Origin of the sequence: Glutamicibacter sp. NPDC087583 (assembly GCF_044743685.1) — a bacterium.
GTDB lineage: Bacteria > Actinomycetota > Actinomycetes > Actinomycetales > Micrococcaceae > Glutamicibacter.
The window spans coordinates 349862-370066 of record NZ_JBIUWY010000001.1; the positions used below are offsets into that span (position 1 = coordinate 349862).

19 protein-coding genes are annotated in these 20205 nt (G+C 57.9%); 13 read left to right on the top strand and 6 right to left on the bottom strand.

What is annotated here, in order from left to right:
• The first annotated feature begins 12 nt into the window (after positions 1 to 12).
• The 5 genes from alr to tsaD are packed head-to-tail and all read left to right on the top strand — an operon-like array spanning position 13 to position 4017.
• Positions 13 to 1212, top strand: a complete 1200-nt coding sequence (gene alr / locus ACIOU9_RS01730; RefSeq protein ID WP_133833636.1) for an alanine racemase — start codon at positions 13 to 15, stop codon at positions 1210 to 1212.
• Positions 1205 to 1783 (top strand): tRNA (adenosine(37)-N6)-threonylcarbamoyltransferase complex ATPase subunit type 1 TsaE, encoded by a 579-nt coding sequence (gene tsaE / locus ACIOU9_RS01735; protein ID WP_133833637.1) that lies wholly within the window; start codon positions 1205 to 1207, stop codon positions 1781 to 1783. Before alr ends, tsaE begins: the two co-directional genes overlap by 8 nt.
• Positions 1776 to 2453 (top strand): tRNA (adenosine(37)-N6)-threonylcarbamoyltransferase complex dimerization subunit type 1 TsaB, encoded by a 678-nt coding sequence (tsaB, locus tag ACIOU9_RS01740; protein WP_133833638.1) that lies wholly within the window; start codon positions 1776 to 1778, stop codon positions 2451 to 2453. The genes tsaE and tsaB overlap by 8 nt, the downstream gene beginning before the upstream one ends.
• The gene (rimI, locus tag ACIOU9_RS01745) at positions 2450 to 2941 is read left to right on the top strand and encodes a ribosomal protein S18-alanine N-acetyltransferase (RefSeq protein WP_133833639.1); all 492 of its coding nucleotides are present in this window, start codon (positions 2450 to 2452) and stop codon (positions 2939 to 2941) included. The genes tsaB and rimI overlap by 4 nt, the downstream gene beginning before the upstream one ends.
• Positions 2938 to 4017 carry a tRNA (adenosine(37)-N6)-threonylcarbamoyltransferase complex transferase subunit TsaD gene (gene tsaD, locus ACIOU9_RS01750; RefSeq protein ID WP_133833640.1) on the top strand — a complete coding sequence of 360 codons (1080 nt, stop codon included), beginning with the start codon at positions 2938 to 2940 and terminating at the stop codon, positions 4015 to 4017. The genes rimI and tsaD overlap by 4 nt, the downstream gene beginning before the upstream one ends.
• Positions 4018 to 4414: 397 nt before the next feature.
• Here the strand turns inward: tsaD and ACIOU9_RS01755 are convergent, their stop codons facing one another.
• The 6 genes from ACIOU9_RS01755 to ACIOU9_RS01780 all read right to left on the bottom strand — a co-directional run bounded on the left by ACIOU9_RS01755 (position 4415) and on the right by ACIOU9_RS01780 (position 10362).
• Positions 4415 to 4609 (bottom strand): hypothetical protein, encoded by a 195-nt coding sequence (locus ACIOU9_RS01755; protein WP_133833641.1) that lies wholly within the window; start codon positions 4607 to 4609, stop codon positions 4415 to 4417.
• Between the two features lie 28 nt (positions 4610 to 4637).
• The gene (locus ACIOU9_RS01760) at positions 4638 to 5042 is read right to left on the bottom strand and encodes a hypothetical protein (RefSeq protein WP_133833642.1); all 405 of its coding nucleotides are present in this window, start codon (positions 5040 to 5042) and stop codon (positions 4638 to 4640) included.
• A 200-nt stretch (positions 5043 to 5242) separates the two neighbouring features.
• On the bottom strand, positions 5243 to 6415 hold the full coding sequence (locus tag ACIOU9_RS01765; protein WP_133833643.1) for a metallophosphoesterase family protein: 1173 nt from the start codon (positions 6413 to 6415) through the stop codon (positions 5243 to 5245).
• A gap of 234 nt (positions 6416 to 6649) precedes the next feature.
• Positions 6650 to 7948 carry an MFS transporter gene (locus ACIOU9_RS01770; RefSeq protein WP_332487194.1) on the bottom strand — a complete coding sequence of 433 codons (1299 nt, stop codon included), beginning with the start codon at positions 7946 to 7948 and terminating at the stop codon, positions 6650 to 6652.
• 39 nt (positions 7949 to 7987) lie between these two features.
• Complete coding sequence (locus ACIOU9_RS01775) at positions 7988 to 8893, bottom strand: carbohydrate kinase (protein WP_388022690.1); 906 nt, start codon at positions 8891 to 8893, stop codon at positions 7988 to 7990.
• Positions 8890 to 10362 carry a GH32 C-terminal domain-containing protein gene (locus ACIOU9_RS01780; protein ID WP_388022687.1) on the bottom strand — a complete coding sequence of 491 codons (1473 nt, stop codon included), beginning with the start codon at positions 10360 to 10362 and terminating at the stop codon, positions 8890 to 8892. Before ACIOU9_RS01780 ends, ACIOU9_RS01775 begins: the two co-directional genes overlap by 4 nt.
• Positions 10363 to 10484: 122 nt before the next feature.
• On the opposite strand from ACIOU9_RS01780, the gene ACIOU9_RS01785 reads away from it, so the two are divergent.
• From ACIOU9_RS01785 to ACIOU9_RS01820, 8 genes are all read left to right on the top strand, one after another.
• Positions 10485 to 11513 carry a LacI family DNA-binding transcriptional regulator gene (locus ACIOU9_RS01785; protein ID WP_286134199.1) on the top strand — a complete coding sequence of 343 codons (1029 nt, stop codon included), beginning with the start codon at positions 10485 to 10487 and terminating at the stop codon, positions 11511 to 11513.
• A 370-nt stretch (positions 11514 to 11883) separates the two neighbouring features.
• Positions 11884 to 12909 carry a LacI family DNA-binding transcriptional regulator gene (locus tag ACIOU9_RS01790; RefSeq protein ID WP_402695904.1) on the top strand — a complete coding sequence of 342 codons (1026 nt, stop codon included), beginning with the start codon at positions 11884 to 11886 and terminating at the stop codon, positions 12907 to 12909.
• Between the two features lie 44 nt (positions 12910 to 12953).
• The gene (locus tag ACIOU9_RS01795; RefSeq protein WP_332487202.1) at positions 12954 to 14630 is read left to right on the top strand and encodes an ABC transporter substrate-binding protein; all 1677 of its coding nucleotides are present in this window, start codon (positions 12954 to 12956) and stop codon (positions 14628 to 14630) included.
• 73 nt (positions 14631 to 14703) lie between these two features.
• Complete coding sequence (locus ACIOU9_RS01800; RefSeq protein ID WP_134779750.1) at positions 14704 to 15681, top strand: ABC transporter permease; 978 nt, start codon at positions 14704 to 14706, stop codon at positions 15679 to 15681.
• 5 nt (positions 15682 to 15686) lie between these two features.
• On the top strand, positions 15687 to 16661 hold the full coding sequence (locus ACIOU9_RS01805) for an ABC transporter permease (protein ID WP_388022682.1): 975 nt from the start codon (positions 15687 to 15689) through the stop codon (positions 16659 to 16661).
• Positions 16658 to 17575: an ABC transporter ATP-binding protein gene (locus ACIOU9_RS01810; protein ID WP_105657620.1), complete on the top strand. Its 918-nt coding sequence runs from the start codon at positions 16658 to 16660 to the stop codon at positions 17573 to 17575. The genes ACIOU9_RS01805 and ACIOU9_RS01810 overlap by 4 nt, the downstream gene beginning before the upstream one ends.
• Complete coding sequence (locus ACIOU9_RS01815; RefSeq protein ID WP_332487209.1) at positions 17572 to 18519, top strand: ATP-binding cassette domain-containing protein; 948 nt, start codon at positions 17572 to 17574, stop codon at positions 18517 to 18519. The genes ACIOU9_RS01810 and ACIOU9_RS01815 overlap by 4 nt, the downstream gene beginning before the upstream one ends.
• An 8-nt stretch (positions 18520 to 18527) precedes the next feature.
• A complete protein-coding gene (locus ACIOU9_RS01820) occupies positions 18528 to 20108 on the top strand; it encodes a glycoside hydrolase family 32 protein (RefSeq protein WP_332487211.1) in 1581 nt (526 codons plus the stop codon).
• The last annotated feature ends 97 nt before the right edge of the window (positions 20109 to 20205 follow it).

The following is a 20205-nucleotide window of genomic DNA, read 5'->3' on the forward strand; positions in this document are numbered from 1 at the left end:
GAAGATGATTAGGTGAACTCTGAAGCGCTTGAAGAAAGCAACCTGACAAACAGCACCAGCGGTGCACAGGCTATCGGATTTGAACGTCGTGCAGTCATTGACTTGTCGGCCATCCGCAACAACGTCAAGCAGATTTCTGATGTTGTAGCCCCAGCTGCAGTTATGGCCGTCGTCAAAGCAGACGCCTACGGCCATGGAGCTATCCCCGTAGCCAAGGCCGCCTTGGAGGGCGGCGCCCGCTGGATCGGGTGCGCCCATGCCACGGAAGCTCTCGCCCTGCGTGAAGCGGGCATCGATGCTCCCATGATGGCCTGGCTGCACACCGAGGACACCCCATTCGAGGCCGCCATTGATGCCGGTCTTGATCTGGGAGTCTCAGGCTGGGAGCTGGAATACGTTGCCGCCGCAGCACGTGCCGTGCAGACACCGGCACGTATCCACATCAAGGTGGACACAGGACTTGGCCGCAATGGCTCCACTATGGATGCCCTGCCTGATCTGTTGAACCGCGCCAGCGACTTCCAAGAAGAAGGACTGCTGCGCGTAGTTGGCATCTTCTCCCACCTCGCGGTCGCAGATGAGCCAGAGCGGCCCGAAACGGACGAGCAGCTGGAAATCTTCAACAAGGCCATAGAACTGGTAGAAGCAGCCGGCTTCGATCTTGAAGTGCGCCATATCGCCAATACGCCGGGTATCCTTTCGCGACCTGATTCGCACCACGACATGGTGCGCTTGGGGTTGGGCCTGTATGGCCTGAGCCCCTTTGAAACCGACTCGCCAGAAAGTTTCGGCCTGCGTCCAGCCATGACAGTGAAGACCCGCGTGGCTAACGTCAAGAAGGTCCATCCGGGGCAGGGCGTGTCCTACGGCCTGAATTACAAGACTGAAGCGGAGACCTACCTCGGGCTGATCCCCATGGGCTATGCAGACGGTTTGCCGCGCATCGCAACAGGTGCGCCGGTAACAGTTAACGGACGCACCTACCCGGTACGCGGACGCATCGCCATGGACCAGTGCGTCATTGATCTGGGCGCGGACATCAAGCCTGAGGACTTCCTCGGCGCCGAGGCGATTATCTTCGGTAAAGGCGGGCAGTCGGTGAACACTTGGGCCTATGCGGCGAACACCATCAACTACGAAGTGGTAACCCGCATTTCTCCGCGCGTGCCCCGCTACTACATCGAAGGCAGCTGGGGTGAAGCCGGTGAGTAACCCGGTGCGGGAATTCTCCTGCCAACTAGATGACCTCACTGTTACCGAAGCGCTGGGGGAAGCTCTTGGTACCCAGCTCAAAGCCGGAGACTTGGTGATTCTTACAGGGGCCTTGGGCGCTGGTAAGACGACTCTGACTCAGTCGCTGGGCGTGGGACTGAATGTACGCGAGGGAATCATCTCGCCTACATTCGTTTTGGCCCGCCAGCACCCGGCGCTAGGCGATGGCCCCGGACTGATCCACGTGGATGCCTACCGCTTGAAGGGCCACGACGACGTGGACACCCTGGATCTCGAATCAACGCTGGCTGATTCAGTCACCGTTGTGGAGTGGGGGCTGGGCAAGGTGGAACATCTCACGGACTCGCGTCTGGAAATCCAGCTGGACCGCGAAGCCCTGGCCGCACCGAGTGCCAACCCGTGGGAAGAATCGGAGGAAGAGCTGGACGAGCCGCGGTTGTTCAGCCTGAAGGGGATCGGCCCGCGCTGGGACGAGGACACCTTTGCCCAGTTGAAAGACACTTTGCTGTCTGCAGTAACTGCGCAGCACACGGAAGAGAAGCATGCCTAACTACTTAGCTATCGACACCTCCGCCAACGCATCGGTGGCACTGGTTGACAAAGCCACCTGTTCAGTTGTCGACCAGCGGGTTTCATCCAAGGGGAACGACCAGACCGAAACCCTGTCGGCATACGTCAAGGAACTCTTGGACGCTCATGGACAGAAAGGCCAAGACCTCGCCGGCATTATTGTCGGCGTAGGCCCAGGCCCATTCACTGGCCTGCGCGTGGGACTGGTTGCCGCACGAACCTTCGGCTTCGTATGGCAAATCCCCGTGTACGGTGTGATGTCATTGCACGCGCTCGCCGAACAGGCGCTTGACTCAAGTCAGGTTCCGGCTGAATTCGTTGTGGCTTCCGATGCACGTCGCAAGGAAGTGTACTGGGCTCGATATGACCAAGACGGCACCATGGTGGATGGCCCGCACGTTTCCGCAGCTTCAGCGCTTCCGGCATTGCCGGTCTACGGCGTTGGTGCCGGGATCTACGCTGAACAACTTGAAGAGGCAGGCTCCCAGCCAATGCCTGAGTCCTTTGAATGGATTGCAAACGCCGGCCATCTTGCCCGCCGTGGCATGAATGAACTGGCAGCGGGCAAGGATCTTTCTGATACTTCGCCACAGTACCTGCGTGAATCCGACGCGCAGGTTCCGGCATTCATGAAGCAGACCAAATCATGAGTGAAGCAAATCAGATCACTTTGCGCCGCATGGCCGCAGAAGATCTGCCGGCTGTCCACGAGCTGGAACAGCAGCTGTTTCCAGAAGACGCGTGGCCGCTGGCAGGTTTTGAATCCGAGCTAGCTCAGAGTGATACCCGCACCTACTGGGTCTATGCGGACGCTGGTCGAGTTGTCGGCTATGCCGGCCTCTGCGTGGTCTTGCCGATTGCCGATGTGCAAACTATTGCCATGCACCCGGACTACCAAGGGCGAGGCTTGGGACGCAAGCTTTTGGCATTGCTCATCCAGACCGCAGGCGAGAAGAATGCATTGGATGTGATGCTCGAAGTTCGCTTTGATAACCCCGGTGCCATTGGTCTGTATGAATCCATGGGATTCACTACCATTCACCGTCGCAAGGGCTACTACAAGGGCGGGGTAGACGCGCTTATTATGAGACTGCCGCTGGATGTCCAGCAAGGACAAGAGGAAGAACGCAACGCATGAGCAACACAGAACCCGTAGTACTGGGCATCGAGTCTTCCTGCGATGAAACCGGCGTGGGCATCGTGCGCGGCAATAGGCTGCTTGCTAACGCTGTCTCCAGTTCCATGGATGAGCACGTACGCTTTGGAGGAGTGATTCCAGAGATCGCAGCGCGTGCACACCTGGAAGCCTTTGTGCCCACCCTGCAGTCAGCTCTGGACACCGCGGAACTGACTCTTGATGACATTGACGCCATTGCCGTGACCAGCGGTCCAGGCCTGGCCGGTGCTCTGATGGTTGGAGTTTCGGCAGCCAAGGCTCTGGCGTTGGCTACAGGGAAGCCGTTGTACGGGATCAACCACTTGGTTGCTCACGTAGGTGTTGGCGTTCTCGAAGGAACCGTATTGCCGCCAACTTTCGGGGCACTGCTGGTCTCAGGGGGGCACACCGAAATCTTGAAGGTCACTTCGCTGACTAACGACGTGCAGCTGTTGGGCTCCACGATTGATGATGCAGCCGGTGAAGCCTATGACAAGACTGCTCGTTTGCTGGGTCTCGGGTATCCAGGTGGTCCGGCTATCGACAAGGCGGCTAAGGATGGAGACCGAAAGGCATTCCGATTCCCTCGCGGCTTGTCGCTGCCGAAGTTCGTGGGCAGTGCCGAGAATCCTGGCAAGCACCGCAACAACTTCTCGTTCTCAGGACTGAAGACTGCTGTAGCCCGCTGCGTCGAGCACTTCGAGGCCAACGGAGAAGAAATTCCTGTCGCTGATATTGCTGCGTCATTCCAGGAAGCAGTCGTTGACGTGATCACGTCGAAGGCAGTCCGGGCGATGCAGGAACAGGGACTGAAGACTCTGCTTCTGGGCGGGGGAGTGGCGGCGAATACTCGACTGCGTGAACTTCTGGCGGCCCGATGTGCTTCTGCGGGCATAGCCTTGGTGGTTCCTCCGTTTAGCTTGTGCACGGACAACGGCGGAATGGTTGCAGCTCTCGGCGCGCAGCTGGTTGCTGATGGCGTTTCTCCGTCTGGGCTGGAATTCGCAACCGACTCTTCGCAGCCGGTAACGAACATCGTTTTGAATTCTCGAAGCTAGACACCTGGGCAACCTCAGTTTGGGGCCACCACGTACAGGCGGTGGACCCCAAACTAATTTCTAGGGTTGTCCATCCTAATCGGCATTCGTAGTCAAGATCTGTCGGTCCAAGACTAAACAAAACTCCTAACGGGGTCATGAGCCACTGAGTGGAAAAGCGAACAGCAAGACCTCTTGCACCTATGTACGTCTATGTGTCTCAGGGTAATGATTCGTCATAGCATCACGTTGCGAAGGCTTCCTAGCCCGATCTTGCAAACCAGTCGCAAGAAGAAAATGAACTATCTCGTCCGGGGCATCCACCTCTAGCTAGGCATTGATTGCCTTTTGCGTCCTTCTCCCGAGGTGTAGGTGATCTTGTCAATAGTCTCGGGAAGACTTGGCGATGAACTGAAATCTATCGGTCCATTTGCAATCGCTTCACGTTGTAACTGCTCGTGTGGTTCGGCGTGCACATGATCGATTCGACGGCATTGATTTGGTCGTCGTCGCTGATTCCGGTGTCTTCGAATAGCTCGTTGATCTGCTTAATCTGTCCGTCGAAAGTGCGTAGGGTCGTCTCCCGCACAACGCCCGAATCGGCTGCAGTCACCTCTCGATTCCCTTGCCTTGCCCACCCACTAGCTCCAGGTCCTGTGCTTCTTGCACCTCAGGGCATAGTGGGTGAGCGCCGCATCGGAAAGGTCCAAGCTGTTGCCGGTGGCTGTGGTCTGCAGTGCCTTGGCCAGTAGCTTCAGGTAGATCGCGAATTTCTCGATTCGGGTGCTGCCGTAGTCGATGACCTGCGAGAAGAAGTCGTAGGACTTGTTGAAGGCGCCCGCGGTTTTGCGGAATTCGACTGGTTGTTCCGGTTCCAGAGTGTTGTTATCCTGCGTGGCATTCCTGCGGCGGTCGTGGAATACGTCGATGGGAGGTTGCAGGTGTGAGTCCGAGCCCTTGTGGTTGTGTTGGGCTACCCACTTCATGGCGACCTGGTCCACGTCCTTGTCGCTGTAGCTCCCCATCGAGTCCGGTTTCATGATCATGTCGAAGATGATGCCGGGTTGGATTCCTCGTGGATGGAGGCGTCTTCGTAGAAGGTCTGGAACGCTTTACAAATACGCCAGCCATGGTTTCCAGCTGTTCGATAATTTGCCGTTACCAGTTTCGCTGCGGTAAAAAAGTCTGGGCAAGACGAAATCGCTCATTCGTCGGTCGGTTTCGTCTTGCTCAGAACTTGTCTTGGCTATGGAAGCGGCAGTGGCCCTTCGATCGGTTGTCCCTGAGTACCCATGTCGATACCCAGATCCTTGGCGAACACGGTGCGGGTTCCGGCGTAAACGCTGTTCTTGTTCTCGTCGAGTTCGAAGACCCGGGCGCCGCGTAGGTGATGGTTCTCGGTCCCACCGAGGCCGTAGGTGCCGAAACCGGTACCTGGACCGTAGCCGAGCTCGATGCCGTAGTAGTCACCCATGTAGGTGTTGATGTGGTCGTGGCCGCAGTACACGCCCCGGACATCTCCGCGTTCCTGCAGCGCGGCGAACATGCCGGAATTGAATGCGCCGGTGTAGACGCCCTCGTTCTTCACTCCGACGATAGAGTGCTTCTTGATGGCCTTCTCGTGGTCAGCGTCGTTCGAGGTGAACTGGGCGCCGTACCACATGTGGTTGTGCTCCCACAGTGGTATGTGGAAGAACATTAGCGACTGAACCTTGCCGTAGCGGTTTTCGGTGGCTATGGAAGCCTCGCGATACCAAGCGATCTGCTCGGGACGGATCCAGTCGTAGGACATGAGGCCCTCGAAGTCCTGGCCGCCAACAGTCTTTGGAGCGTAGCGGTTCGAATCAAGCAGCCAGATGCCAAAGACAGGTTTGGCGCTCTTCGAGGAAGCGATCAGCAACTGGGAATTCGATTCGCCAACAATCTTGTCATTCTTCGAGTTGGCATTGAACTCATAGCCTCGGATGAAGTTCAGGATCTTTGCCTCGTCCATGCCTGTGCCATTGGGCATTGAATCTTCATCGTGATTGCCGAAGGTAAGTGCCCAAGGGATACCGCGGGACTCCATCGGCTGCACGACGTTGTTGATAGCCTGCTTGACTTCGGTAACTGTTTGAGAGGAGCCATTGATTACATCGCCGTTGATCAGGGCGAAGCCGGGCTTCTCGGCATCCAGAACCTTCTCCATCAGCTCAATGGTGCGACGATCGGTGCGCGGTCCATCCTGGGTGTCATTGAACTGAACGATCTTGAACTTGCCATCTGCCGCGAATTTCAGTTTTGGCCTGGGAGCCGTTCCCGGATTCTCAGCCGGTGCTGGGGATGCAGTGGCGCTGTTGGCGGCGAAGAGTCCGGTGATAGCGGCTGCGGTGCCGGCAACCAATATCCCGCGACGTGGAACAGAAGACGATGTTTTCATGGAGACCTTTCAAAATGATTCTGTGATTCGCCGTGTAATTATCGTGGCGACAATGTTTAGATCGTAGGAATCCAGAGTGACGAAATGATGAAATTAAGTCATCGACAATAGGTGTGCAACATAAATAAACCCAATGCAGAAGTTGCGCATTTTTGACATTCCTTACTCAAACGAGAGCGGGGTGGGATGTCGTCGAATTCGACAACATCCCACCCCGCTTCGCCTAATAGTCAGCTATGAGTTCATGGCAGCTTTTGAATGACGCATGAACGGGTCACCATCTACCTGCTGATCATCTTTTTTGAGAGCGAAGAATCCGTAGATCCCAGCTAATAGCACAACTAGAGAAATCACGATGAAGGTCTGCTGGTAGCCCATACGGTCATGGAGCGCACCGAGGGGAGTGGACAGAATGACGTTGCCAATCTGTGCCGATACTTGGAACCCAACCATGTATAGGGTTGCCGACAGTGCCGGATTGAAGTGCAGCGTGAAGTAACGGAAGATCGGCAAGATGAATAGCGGTGTCTCAATGGCATGCAACATCTTGATTGCCGAGACCAGCACCGGATCGTCAACCAGAGCGCAGCCGATGATGCGGACAAACATGATGGCCACTCCCAGTAGCAATGCTGAACGAATGCCTATCCGGCGCATGACCAGGGGGATGATGCCAAGCATGGCCGCTTCAACGAACACCTGAACTGAGTTCAAGATTCCGTATACCCGCTGTCCGGTCTCGGGTGATTCAAATAGGCCGGTGTAGAACTCGGGGAACATCTGCTGGTCGAAGACGGTATAGAACGTCCAAGAGAGCATGACGAACAAGATGATCAGCCAGAGACTCGGCAGACGGAATAGCCTGAACATCTCACGAATTGTCGGTGTAGTTGCGGGGGAAAGAATTTTCCTGCCGGAACCGGCGGCGATCACTGGCTGACTATTGGTACGGCCCAGCACCAGCAGCAGGAGATGGGCCAGGCCCAGAACGGACCCGATCCAGAAGTTCAGCATGGGGTTGATAGTGAACAGGAAGCCGGCCGCCAATGCGACCAGAGCGTAGCCAAAGGACCCCCACATGCGGGCCTGCCCGTATTCAAAGTTGAAACGGCGGCTGTAGCGTTCGGTCAAGGCTTCAAATAGCCCAACTCCGGCTAGGAAACCAGTTGACAAGACAATGGCGCCAATGAGCACGCCGGCCATGAACTGGGACTGCAATAGTGGCTGGTAGACCCACGTGCAGAATGGCCCGATCAGGGCGGTCACCGAGGCAAGAATGGTGGCCAGATGCTTTCTGTCGCCAAGCCGATCCTGAATGGCCCCGTAGGCAAACATCAGGATCAGCGTTGCCAGGGAGTTTACCGAGTAGAGCGTGCCGACCTGTGCCCCGGTGAGTCCTAGACCTGCTGATTCGCTGGTGAGCCAGATCTGGAAGAAGGACCACCAGATGCCCCACGATGCGAAGAACAGGAGCATCGAGAAGGAACTCTGGAGGTAAATAGGATTTTTGTAAGTAGTCGTAATGCCAGCCATCTTTGTCCTGGATTCTTTCGTGAACGCTGCGAAGCGTAGTTACTGAGCGATTGCGAGGGAGAAGTCTTTAATCCACGGGGGATTGGCTCCGGCTTGTGCCACTGTCAGTGCAGCTGACGTTAAGGCCTGACGAAGTGCCTCTTCAACATCTTGAGACTTAGCCGTTGCGCCGTGACGAAGAGCTTGAGCGAATTCTGGATTAGCCAGCACTCCAAAGAGCAGCCCGGACATGAAGGCGTCCCCGGCACCTATGGTGTCCACAAGATTGGTGGGAGAGGCAGCGACATCAAATTGCCGTCCCGAGGAAAGCGCCACGCAACCATCGCCGCCCTGAGTCATCACTGCCAAGGCTGGGCCGAGGCTGGCTACGTGCTTCAGAACCTCCCATGGCTCTAGGCCTGGGTATAGCCACTGACCATCAACGTCGCTGAGCTTCACGATGTGGCTCAGGCCCATCAGCAGCTCAATGCGTTGCAAAGCCGAGTCCCTGTCCTTGACAAGATCCGGACGGAGGTTAGGGTCATAGCTTCGAAGTGAATCGTCTGATGCATTCTTGAAAGCATCGACAATGATTTGACCCGAGGGTTCAATCCAAGCAGCGATGGAACCGGTGTGCAGTAATTCGCTGGAATCATCAGCGGGGACAGCAGGAATCTGCTGGTGGATGTCGAAGGTGTAACGAGCATTGAAGTGCTCATCCATCACTACCTGGGCTACGGACGTGGGATGCCCAGTTACTGAGCCGGCGGCAACATGCACTCCCGCCTGATCCAGGTGCTCCGCAATTTGAATGCCGTAGGAATCCTGACCGAATTCCGTATAGAACTGAACATCATGTCCCAGCCGGGCAAGCCCGACGGCGACATTCAGCGGTGATCCGCCAGGATGCGCAGTTTCTTCAACAACGTCGACGAGGGATTCGCCCATTACGCTAATGCGGCTCATGCCTTGGGCTCCAGTGCGTTATCAGAGAGTTCTTGAACTTTGAAAGACGCATTCGCACCAGTTGCGACGCGCAAGGTCGCGTAGGCCAGCGCTGCCTCACCGGTGAGCTGATCCGTAAGGGAACGTCGACCACCAGCAGCTAGGATTTCGATAGATCCGTGATCCACGAGAACTTTCACATCTAGTTCATCCGAACCAGCGGGCAGAGGCATGCGCTGGTTGGAGGCGTAGAGCTCGTGGTCTACCTTGCCTGCTTCGCGGCGGTGCTGAATCAATTCGGATTCAACGGTGAGTTCGCTGATAAGAGTGTCATCGGCGCGGAATAAGGAAAGGACTGCTGGTTCGGTTGGGCTGGTAGCAAACGTCAGTTCAACCAGAGCGGGGGAGCCCAGCTCAATACGATTTTCGCCAGCGTTGGCCTTGCTTGATGCAACGTCGGCTTTTGGCAATCCGAGAATGCGCTGGCGAATGTCAAACTTGCCGTTGGAGTCTTTCACCAAATCCAGCCGGCGTGCGGCGCTCATGGATCCGCGCCATCCGTCGTGGGGGAGCTCGCGGGCGTAGTCCCAGTTGCTCATCCAGGCAATGAGAGTTTGCTCGTCTAGTGGCAAGCCGTGGAAGCTGACACCTGCATAGAAGTCGCGTCCCCAGTCCAGCCAGTCGCCCTGCTTCAAGGATTCGTATCCGAAGCTATCCCAAGTTTCCTGAGTCTCATCAGGAGTGAAGGTGGTGCCGTTGAATTCACCAATGAAGTACTGGGTACCTGAGCCGCCGGCCACGCCGCCTGGGTTCAGCGAAACAATTAGAACCCACTTCAGCTGGTCTGTGCCGGCAACTGGTAGCTGGAATAGATCTGGGCATTCCCAGATTCCGGCAACAGCAGCCTGGGGTCCGAAGCTGGAGAGCTCGGTCCAGTCCTTGAGGTTCTCAGAACGGTAGATCATCACTCGGCGATCAATGGCTTCAACAGCAACCATGACCCAGAAGGAACCCTGCTCGGATTCGTATCGGATGACCTTTGGGTCGCGGAAGTCCTTGGACCCTCGATCCAGAACTGGATTCTGCCCGTATTTGGTGAAAGTGATTCCACCATCCAGCGAGTAGGCGATGGCTTGGGACTGGTTGGTCTCATCCTTGGCTGCCGCGGTGTAGATGGCAACGACCGGCGCAACCGTGCCGTCGCCGAAGCCGCTGGTATTTTCGTGGTCCACCACGATGGAGCCGGAGAAGATATCAGCCATGTCGCCGTGCAGAATCGCGATAGGAAGTTCTTCCCAGTTCACCAGATCGGTGCTGACCGCGTGGCCCCAAGACATAAATCCGTGGCCTACGCCGTGAGGATTGTGCTGGAAGTACAGGTGGTATTGCTTTCCGTCAAAGAACAATCCATTGGGGTCATTGATCCAGTTTTTCTTCGCAGTGAAATGTAGCTGTGGTCGCTTCACCGCGACCTGTTGAGTTTCGGGCAACGCTGCCATCCTTCGATATGAGTTGGCTAAATGGATTTAGCACAAGACTCTAACAGCGTGGCCGAATCACTGCAATAGGCTAGGGTCGAATAATTGCATTCGAACTGTCTCAAGAGGGAAATGTGGAATCGCCTAAAGCCAAGCGGATAACAATTGCTGACGTTTCAGAAGCTTCGGGGATGTCCAAGGCTGCCGTCAGCATGATCCTGAACAATAAGCCGGGCACGCGACTGTCCGCCGAAGCCACGGAACGAGTGCGCGCGGCCGCCAAGAAACTGGGTTACCGGCCAAATGCGGCAGCCCAATCCTTGCGAAGCGGGAAGACGCGCACCCTGGGGTTCATCTCTGATCAAGTTACCGTGACTCGTTTTGCTTCCGAAATGATCACCGGCATCCTGCGCGCAGCGGAAGAGCGAGACCATACGGTGCTCATTGCTGAGACCTTCGGCAAGCCAGAGCAAATGGCTGAAGCAATAACGCAGATGACCCACCGGGACGTTGACGGGCTGATTCTTGGGTTCATGGATTCTCGCCAACGTGATTTGAAGATCCCGAAAACTGGATTGCCCACCGTGCTGGTCAACGGCATTGACGACAGCCCTTGCGTCGCAGTGCTTCCCAATGAGATGGATTCGGGGGCTAAAGCCGTGCAGAGGGTTATCGAATCCGGGGCGAAGAGTGTTGCGGTCATCGGTGAACTTGAAAACGCCGAAAAGGATCCGCGAACCTATCCAAGTATCTCTCGCCGCTTCGGCTCCCTGCGCAGAGCCTTGGCGGAATCAAACCTCGAAGTACTGGGCCACTGGGTGCTCGACGACTGGAACCCCACCGACGGATATGAAGCAACAATCCGGATGCTAGCCGACGGGTACAACCCTGACGCCATCATTTGCGCCAATGACCGCGTGGCCATGGGTGTCTTCCAAGCGCTCGCCGAAAATGGCCTGAAGCCAGGAACGGACCTGTCCGTGCTGTCTTTCGATGACGAGATCATTGCCAGCTACCTTCGCCCGCAATTGACCTCTATTCGACTTCCATATGAGGGGATGGGTGCTCTGGCCGTTGAGCTTCTGCTCGATGGAAAGCTGGAGCCCGGGGAGCATCAGATCGACATGCCGCTCATCGAGCGCGAGTCCATGAAATCCCGCTGACTCGCGGGCACAACCGAGCTGGCCGGTTCCGCGAACCTGATTTCCACGATTTCCTTTGTGTCCACCAGTGCCATTTCGGGGAATGGCTGCCATGCTTCGGGGTGCTGATTACGCCTCTGCCCTGTGGCATCGTGTCCCATTTGCCCTACTCAGCTGAATGAAGCAAGGGATTCCCATGTCTTGGATCCATGGCCTTGACGGTCAGGAGTCGATCCTGTCAATGATTTTCACTGCCGCAAAACTTCTTCCTTGACAGCCGTAAGTGATGTAGGTTACCTTATTTCACAGCGTAGTAACGCGCGTTACTGAATCGTGTTAGCAAACCCTTGGCACGACGCGAAACGCACTGATCTCGAAGGGGAGGAGGGGCATGTCTCAGCAGTCAGTGACCATGGCCGACGTTGCCAAAGTAGCCGGGGTGAGCCGAACAACCGTCTCATTCGTACTCAACGGCCGGATGGAATCAAGCATCCCCGAAACCACAAGAGAACGAATCAACCAAACGGCGCGCGAACTGGGCTACCGCCCCAACGCAGCCGCACGAACCTTGGCCAGCAAACGCAGCTCCTGGTTCGGGCTGGTGACCGAAATTGCCACCTCGCCCTTTGCCACTGACGTGATCAAGGGAGCGCAGCAGGCAGCATGGAAAGACGGCAACTTCCTCCTTATCGCACCCAGCGACGATGATCCAGGCATGGATAACCTCGCCGTTGAGAAGTTGCTTGAACAGCAGGTTGGCGGATTGATCATCGCGACTTCCTGGCACCGCCAAATCACGGTGCCGGAAAATGCAAAATCAGTTCCCTGCGTACTGGTCAACTGCTTCGATGCCGGCGGCCAATTGCCATCAATTGTTCCGGATGAATTCGGAGGCGGATACGCTGCCGCTGAAATCCTGGCCAAGGCCGGGCACACCAGCATCGGGCACATCACTCTCAAAACAGGAATTCCTGCGCAAATCGGACGCCAAGCCGGTATGAAGCAGGCCCTGCGCGATCACGGAATTGAATTCGATGATTCCCGGATCGTGCCTGGTGATGGAACTGCCGACAGCGGGTACCACGGTACGCAAACGCTGCTAAGCCAACTGGATCCGCCTACCGCAATTTTTTGCGGAAATGACCGGATCGCCATGGGCGCCTATGACGCAATCAAGGAACGCGGATTGCAGGTGGGAAAAGACATTTCAATCGTCGGATTCGATGATCAGGAAATTCTGGCACCGCATATGCGGCCAAAGCTGACAACCATTGCCTTGCCCTTCGAAGAACTGGGCATGGCGGGGGTGTCCCTATTGAATCAAATGGTAGAGGGCTCGCCGATCGAGAATCGCCAAATTACCATCGGCTGCCCCCCACGCATTCGTTCGTCTGTGGCCATGCACGGCCGCAGATGAACTTCCCCTCCGCTACACATCACATGAATGGATGAGGAACTTCAATGATAATCAAATACTTACGTCGCGCGCACCTTGCCGTGGCCGCGACCGCTGTGGCCGGCACCCTCGCCTTGAGCGGATGCGTCGCATCGAATCCAGGCGGAACTGAAGGGGGCGACGGATCAGCCAACGCCGCGTTCCTGACCATTCCGCGCGAGGACATGGGAACCTTCTCAAAAAACTTCAACCCCTTCTCGCCCAATGCTGCGCCAATGACCGGGCAGTCCATTTACGAATCCATGCTGGTCTACAACCCGGCAGGCGGCGACACCGTGCCTTGGCTGGCCACGGAGTGGAGTGCAGGCAAAGACGGAAAGTCGCTGGCCTTCAATCTGCGTCCGGGCGTTAAATTCTCCGATGGCACCCCGCTGACGTCCAAGGACGTCAAGCTCTCAGTTGAACTGCAAAAGGAACTGCTCGGCGGCTATGACTACCTGAAGTCCATCAAGACTCTCGATGACTCGACCATCGAGTTCCACTTCAAGCAGGCATTCACCCCGGCCCTCTACGAACTGGGCCAGCAGGTGATTGTTCCGGCCCACATCTGGTCCAAGTTCGACAAGCCCGGAAATGAAGAGAACCCGAAACCGGTAGGCACCGGACCATACACCGAAGTAGCCAATTTCCAGGCGCAGTCCTTCGAATTGGGCAAGAACCCATACTATTGGCAACCCGAGAAGCAGAATATCGGCGGCATCCGCATGCTCGCTTTCGCCGGCAACGACGGAGCCAACCTCGCCGCCATCTCCGGCGATGTTGACTGGACGCAAACCTACATGCCGGATATCCAATCGACCTACGTGGACAAGGATCCGGAGCACCGTCATTTCTGGTTCCCGACCACTGGCGCCGAAATCAACTGGCAGCTGAACACTACCAAGAAAGAATTCTCGGATGTTCGCGTACGCAAGGCGTTGAGCATGGCCGTAGACCGCGAACAGGTTGTCAAGGTCGGCATGTCCGACTACGCCAAACCAGCGGACTGCACCGGACTGTCCGGCAACTATGACAAGTGGCGCGACGCTGCGGTCGTCGAACAGTGCGACTGGACCACGCGGGATGTGGAAGGCGCAAAGAAGCTTCTTGATGAAGCAGGCTTCAAGGAGAATGCACAGGGGCAGCGCACCACCGCCGCTGGCAAGCCATTCACCTTCGATATCTCCGTGGGTTCAACCTCCTCGGATTGGCTTTCGGTAGCGAATATCATCGCCCAAAACCTCCAGGACGTGGGCATCAAGGCCACTGTTGATTCGCCGGATTGGGCCGCGGTGACCGCAAGCTACGAAACCGGTGAATTCGACACCGGAATCGTTTGGACCGCTAACGCTCCGACTCCTTACCAGTACTACCTCAACCTCATGGGCAGCCAGAACGTCAAGCCCGTGGGCAAGCAGACCTTTGACAACTACCACCGGTTCAGCGATAAAAAAGCAGATGAGCTGTTGAACAAGTTCGTGGCTGCCGGCGATGAGGGAGAACAGAAGCAGATCGTTAACGACCTGCAGGCTCGCTACAGCGAACTGGCACCGGTAGTACCGCTATTCGCCGGCCCGGAATGGGGTGCCTACACCACTGAGAACTTCGTGGGTTGGCCAACCGAAGATAACCCGTATGCCACGTTGAGCAACCGGGCCCCGACCACCGTTCTGGTGCTCACCAGCCTGGAACCAGCGAACTAGCAACATTTTCCCTTCGCAGCGGGCGGATACCGTCCGCCCGCTGCGTTGCGATCCTTAGCCAAGGACACACAACATGAGTTTCCTCCTACGGCGCTTGGGCTTTTATCTCCTAGCCTTCTGGGCGTCAATCACCCTGAATTTCCTTCTACCGCGGCTGATGCCAGGCGATCCCGTCACCCGCATGCTGTCCCGCTCGCAGCAACGGCTTGAGCCACAACAAGTCGAAGCACTTCGAACCCTGATGGGAGTGGACGGCGGCCCCATCATCCCCGAATACTTTGGCTATCTTGGCCGTGTCTTGACCGGCGACTTTGGGATGTCGATTTCCCGTTTCCCCACTCCAGTCTCCGAGGTCATCGCCTCGCAGCTGCCGTGGACCTTGCTGCTGGGACTGACTTCATTGATTTTCGCCGTGATCCTCGGAAACCTCCTGGGCATCCTTGCCGCCTGGCGCCGTGGCGGCTTCTTGGACTCGGTTGCTCCACCGCTGCTGGTGTTCATCGGTTCTTTCCCGTATTTCTGGCTAGCCATGGGGGCCTTGTACATCTTCGGCATCAACATGGGCGTCGCCCCGATGCGCCATGCCTTCTCCGTAGGCCTGGTTCCCGGATTCAATCTCGAATTCATCCTGGACGTTGCAGCGCACCTGGTCCTGCCCGCGCTGACCATCGTGCTGGTTTCCCTGGGCGGCTGGATGCTGGGCATGCGCAACACCATGATTGCCACCAACTCCGAAGACTACATTTTGATGGCCGAGGCCAAGGGGCTGCGACCGCACCGCATCATGCTGAACTACGCGGCACGCAACGCGATGCTGCCATCGGTCACCAGCATGGGCATGAGCATCGGCTTCATCGTCGGCGGCGCACTGCTGACCGAAGTGGTATTCGCCTACCCAGGCGTCGGCTACCAGCTGCTCGGCGCTGTCCAAGGCCTTGACTACCCGCTGATGCAGGGCATGTTCCTGACCATTACTGCCGCGGTGCTGATAGCCAACTTCCTCGTAGACCTTGTCTACGTCCGACTCGACCCTCGCGTGCGGAAAGGCTGATCGCCATGACCCAGAATGCTACAGATCCACAGACTCTGGCTGCCTCGCAACCAGCGGAGGAAAGCGGCTCCGCGCGTGCCAGAGTCAGTGCTACCCGGTTGCTGCGGACTTTGCTCCGCAACGGCAAGGCCGTGGCTGGGCTCAGCATCCTGCTTGCCTTTATCATCCTGGCCTTGCTTGCCCCGGCGCTCTTCCCCGGGGATCCGTCGCGGATTACCTCGGCCGGTGCCAGCGCACCAAGCATGGAGCATTGGCTGGGTACCACCAGCAAGGGCCAAGACGTTTTGGGGCTGACCCTGTGGGGTGCCCGCTCGTCGCTCTTCGTCGGCTTCGCCGCCGGCATCCTCTCCACCATTGTCGGCGTGCTGGTCGGGTTGAGCGGGGCCTACTTCGGCCGCGGCCTGGACGAGGTGCTCTCCCTGGTTACCAACGTCTTCCTGCTGGTGCCCGGCCTGCCGTTGCTGGTGATCCTGGCGGCATTCATGCCGCCTGGTCTTGGCACGGTGATCGTGGTGCTGATGATTACCGGATGGGCAGGCAGCGCACGCGTCATGCGTTCCCAGGCCATGTCCATCCGCGGAAAAGACTATGTTGCCGCGGCTTTGGTATCGGGCGAGCGCCCGCTGCGCATCATGGTCCGCGAAATGCTCCCCAATATGGCCTCGGTCGTCATGACCACGCTGCTTGGCTGCATCATCGGCTCCATCGGCGCACAGGCTGGGCTTGAATTCCTGGGCTTGGGCGACGTGAACACCATCTCCTGGGGTACCAACCTGTTCTGGGCGACCAGCGACGGATCGCTGATGCTGGGCCAATGGTGGATTTTCGTGCCATCGGGCCTGGCCATCGCCTTGGTCGCCTTCGCCTTGGCCCTGTGCAACTACGCGGTGGATGAAATCACCAATCCGCGCCTGCGCCGCCCGAAGCATGCAACGAGAAGCACCGCGGCGACTACCGTGGTGCGAAAGGAAGAAAAATGAGCGTCCCGGTATTGGAAGTCCAGGACCTGACCGTCGAGTACGTCAGCGACGAGAGAGCTGTGCGCGGCGCTGACCGGGTCAGCTTCGCCATCCACTCCGGTGAAATCTTCGGTTTGGCGGGGGAGTCCGGCTGCGGCAAGTCCACCATTGCCAACTCGATCATGCGCTTGCTGAAAGATCCTGCGCGGATCACCCACGGCAAGATCCTCTTTGAAGGCCAAGATGTGCTGGGCATGGACGAAGCGGAACTGCGCGCCTGGCGCTGGAACAACGTCGCCATGGTATTCCAGTCGGCGATGAACTCATTGAACCCGGTCACTCGAATTGGCGAGCAGTTTGTCGACGTGATCCGCACGCACCGTGGCGGCACCCGTGCTGCCGCGGTGCAGCGCGCCGAAGAGCTGCTCACCATGGTGCGCATCGATCCGGCGCGATTGCGGGCCTATCCGCACCAGCTTTCAGGCGGACAGCGCCAGCGCATTGTCATTGCCATGGCCTGTGCGCTGAACCCGCGGTTGCTGATCCTGGATGAGCCCACCACGGCGCTGGACGTAGTGGTTCAGCAAGAAATCCTGGAGCAGATCAGGGAACTGCAAAGCGAACTCGGATTCGCCATCCTGTTCATCACCCATGACATGTCGCTGATGCTTGAGCTCTCCGATCGCATTGGCATCATGTACGGCGGGCGCATCGTGGAGCTGGCACCGGCGCCGTCGTTGCGCCATGGTTCGAAGCACCCCTATACGCAGGCGCTGCTCGGAGCGTTCCCGCCCCTGCACGGACCGAAAGTCAAGCTCACCGGCTTGGCCGAAGGCACCAGATTCACCAACATCAAGGACCTTAGGCAGGTAGGCGAAGGCCATTGGGTCGCCCCGACCCAAGCCCCGGTCCTCACTCAAGGAGAACTGCCATGACCTCGACAGCTGCCAAGCACGCCTCTATGGTGCCAGTGGTGCGTATCCGTTCGCTGAGCAAATCTTTCACCAGCACCGCACTGTTCCGTCGCACGAAGGTTCCGGCCCTGAGGGGTATCGACCTGGAGCTGCACCGCGGTGAAATCGTGGCGCTGGTGGGCGAATCAGGTTCCGGTAAATCGACGTTGGCCCGCTGCTTGGCATTGCTTGAGGTACCGGATTCCGGGGAAATGCTGGTCAATGGAAAGGACATATCCGGGCTCAAGGGATCAGCGGCCCGGAACTACCGCAGCGAAGTGCAAATGGTGTTCCAAGACCCTTTCGGTTCGTTGAACCCGGCCTTCCGAGTGGAGCACATCCTGGAACGCGCCTTGGCGCTGCACCAGCCAAGCATCAAGTCCAAGCGCGCAGAAATGGCCAAGCTGGTGTCCACCGTCGGGCTGAGCCCGGATGTGTTGTCCTCATTCCCGCACGAGCTCTCCGGCGGACAGCGCCAGCGCATTGCAATCGCCCGCGTGCTGGCAGCCAAGCCGAAAGTCATCCTGGCCGATGAGCCGACCTCCATGCTGGATGTCTCGGTGCGGATCGGCGTGCTGAATCTGCTGCACAAGCTGCGCGATGAGCATGGGATCTGCATCCTCTATGTCACCCACGACTTGGCATCCGCCCGCTATCTCTCGGACCGGATCGCGGTACTTAACGAGGGGCGAATAGTCGAGTCGGGCGAGTCCGTGCAGCTGCTGGACAATCCCCGGCATCCATACACCCGGCTGCTGGTGGGCGCGGTACCCGACCCGGACCGCGACAGCAGCCAGGATGCGTCGAAGCGCGCGGCCCTGCGTGAACAGATCCACCGCTGGTCGGCCAGCACCACCCTGAAAAAGCACATGATCGATGAATCACGCCAGCACTGGGTGCTGGCCGGCGAAAGCGAAATGAATTGAATCTGGATATGAATGCCGCCTACGGCAGCGCCTCCCGGAGAAATGTTGTCAAAACCCTGGCTGCAGCCACCGCTTTGGGGCTGGCCGGGGTTGGCCCAGATGCAGCCCATGCCGCTCCCGCAGGCAGCTCCAAGACCAAGAGGGGCGTTTCCCCGGCCATGAGCTACCGTCCCACCTACCACTTCAGCGTCCCCGACAATTGGAAGAACGACCCGCAGCGTCCGGTGTATCTTGATGGCGAATACCTGTACTACTACCTCTACAACGAGGACTACATTCTCGGCGGCAATGGGACCAGCTGGCGCATGGCGAGCACCACTGACCACGTCAATTTCACTGACCGCGGCGTAGCTATCAGCAAGCATGAGAGCCCCAACGGGGACTGCTGGTCCGGATCAATTGTCATCGACCAGCAAAACACCGCAGGATACGGGAAGGGCACGCTGATTGCTTTGGTCACCCAAGCCCCCAATGGCGTGCAGGCCCAGTACCTCTGGTACTCCACCGACAAGGGACGCAGCTTCAAACCCGGAGGGACCGAACCGGTTCTGGCCAACCCGGGCACCGATGCCTTCCGAGACCCGAAGGTGATCTGGCATGAGCAGAGCTCTCAGTGGGTCCTGCTCAATGCCGAGGGAGACCGCATCGGAATCTATGCTTCGGCGGATCTGAAGCAGTGGACGAGAACCAGCGAATTCGTGCGCACCACTCTGGGCATTCTTGAATGCCCAGATCTCTTCCAGATCCAGGCTTCGGATGGTTCCAGGCATTGGGTGCTGGGAACCAGCGCTAACGGCAAGCCCCGCGATTTGCCCGCTACCTACGCCTACTGGATTGGCGACTTCGACGGAAAGGCCTTCACTGCTTCTCAGGCCGAGCCGCAATGGCTGGATTGGGGCTTCGACTTCTACGGCGCGGTGACCTATCCGGACCACCACGCCGATGGCAGCGAAAATCCCGGAATGCGCCGCGCCATTGGCTGGAACAACTTCTGGGATTATCCGCATAATGCTCCGAGCATGGCCACCGATGGCTACAACGGAGACGACATGATTGTGCGCGAGGTGCGGATGGTTGCCGGACCGAATGGCAATTACCTCGCTTCTGTTCCGGTGGCGCAGCTGGACAGGCTAGCCCGTGCAACCACCAAGTTCGGCAGCCCTGTGGTTTCGGGGGAGAAGATTCTCCCGTTCTCCAGCAGTGCTTATGTGCTGCAGTGCGAATTGCAGTGGGACCCGGCCAACCCGCCGGAAAACATCGGTTTCGAGCTGTGCCGGGCCGTATCCGGAACGCGCCATGTGGCAACCGGGCTCTATTTGGCCGGCGGGTTCGCCTATGTGAATCGCAAGCCGGGCTTCCATCCGGGGGATAAGGGCGAATCCAAGAGCCCATTGGAGGTACCGAGCGGGAAACTCGACGTGCGCATCCTGGTGGATCGCTCTAGCGTCGAGGTGTTCTTCGGCGACGGGCGGCTCGTCCACTCTCATCGCGTGTTCCCGCTGTCCACTGATGCCGGGATCAAGCTCTTTGTCTCCGGCGGGAAAGCGTCATACAAGAATCTCACGGCGCGCGAGCTGGGCTTCGCATAGGAGGCTGGCTGCTGCCAGGATCCAGGAAGCCCGAGGGTGGCTTGGGGTAAATCGGGTCGCGGGCCATCCTGCGGTGCTTGCCAAGTGCACGACGTAG

Coding starts and splice junctions, on each gene's coding strand:
- ACIOU9_RS01765 (WP_133833643.1), bottom strand. CDS start 6,415: ATGAAAACATCGTCTTCTGTTCCACGTCGCGGGATATTGGTTGCCGGC.
- ACIOU9_RS01790 (WP_402695904.1), top strand. CDS start 11,884: ATGTCTCAGCAGTCAGTGACCATGGCCGACGTTGCCAAAGTAGCCGGG.
- ACIOU9_RS01810 (WP_105657620.1), top strand. CDS start 16,658: ATGAGCGTCCCGGTATTGGAAGTCCAGGACCTGACCGTCGAGTACGTC.
- rimI (WP_133833639.1), top strand. CDS start 2,450: ATGAGTGAAGCAAATCAGATCACTTTGCGCCGCATGGCCGCAGAAGAT.
- ACIOU9_RS01775 (WP_388022690.1), bottom strand. CDS start 8,893: ATGAGCCGCATTAGCGTAATGGGCGAATCCCTCGTCGACGTTGTTGAA.
- ACIOU9_RS01820 (WP_332487211.1), top strand. CDS start 18,528: ATGAATGCCGCCTACGGCAGCGCCTCCCGGAGAAATGTTGTCAAAACC.
- ACIOU9_RS01770 (WP_332487194.1), bottom strand. CDS start 7,948: ATGGCTGGCATTACGACTACTTACAAAAATCCTATTTACCTCCAGAGT.
- ACIOU9_RS01795 (WP_332487202.1), top strand. CDS start 12,954: ATGATAATCAAATACTTACGTCGCGCGCACCTTGCCGTGGCCGCGACC.
- tsaD (WP_133833640.1), top strand. CDS start 2,938: ATGAGCAACACAGAACCCGTAGTACTGGGCATCGAGTCTTCCTGCGAT.
- ACIOU9_RS01800 (WP_134779750.1), top strand. CDS start 14,704: ATGAGTTTCCTCCTACGGCGCTTGGGCTTTTATCTCCTAGCCTTCTGG.
- ACIOU9_RS01815 (WP_332487209.1), top strand. CDS start 17,572: ATGACCTCGACAGCTGCCAAGCACGCCTCTATGGTGCCAGTGGTGCGT.
- ACIOU9_RS01805 (WP_388022682.1), top strand. CDS start 15,687: ATGACCCAGAATGCTACAGATCCACAGACTCTGGCTGCCTCGCAACCA.
- tsaB (WP_133833638.1), top strand. CDS start 1,776: ATGCCTAACTACTTAGCTATCGACACCTCCGCCAACGCATCGGTGGCA.
- ACIOU9_RS01760 (WP_133833642.1), bottom strand. CDS start 5,042: ATGATCATGAAACCGGACTCGATGGGGAGCTACAGCGACAAGGACGTG.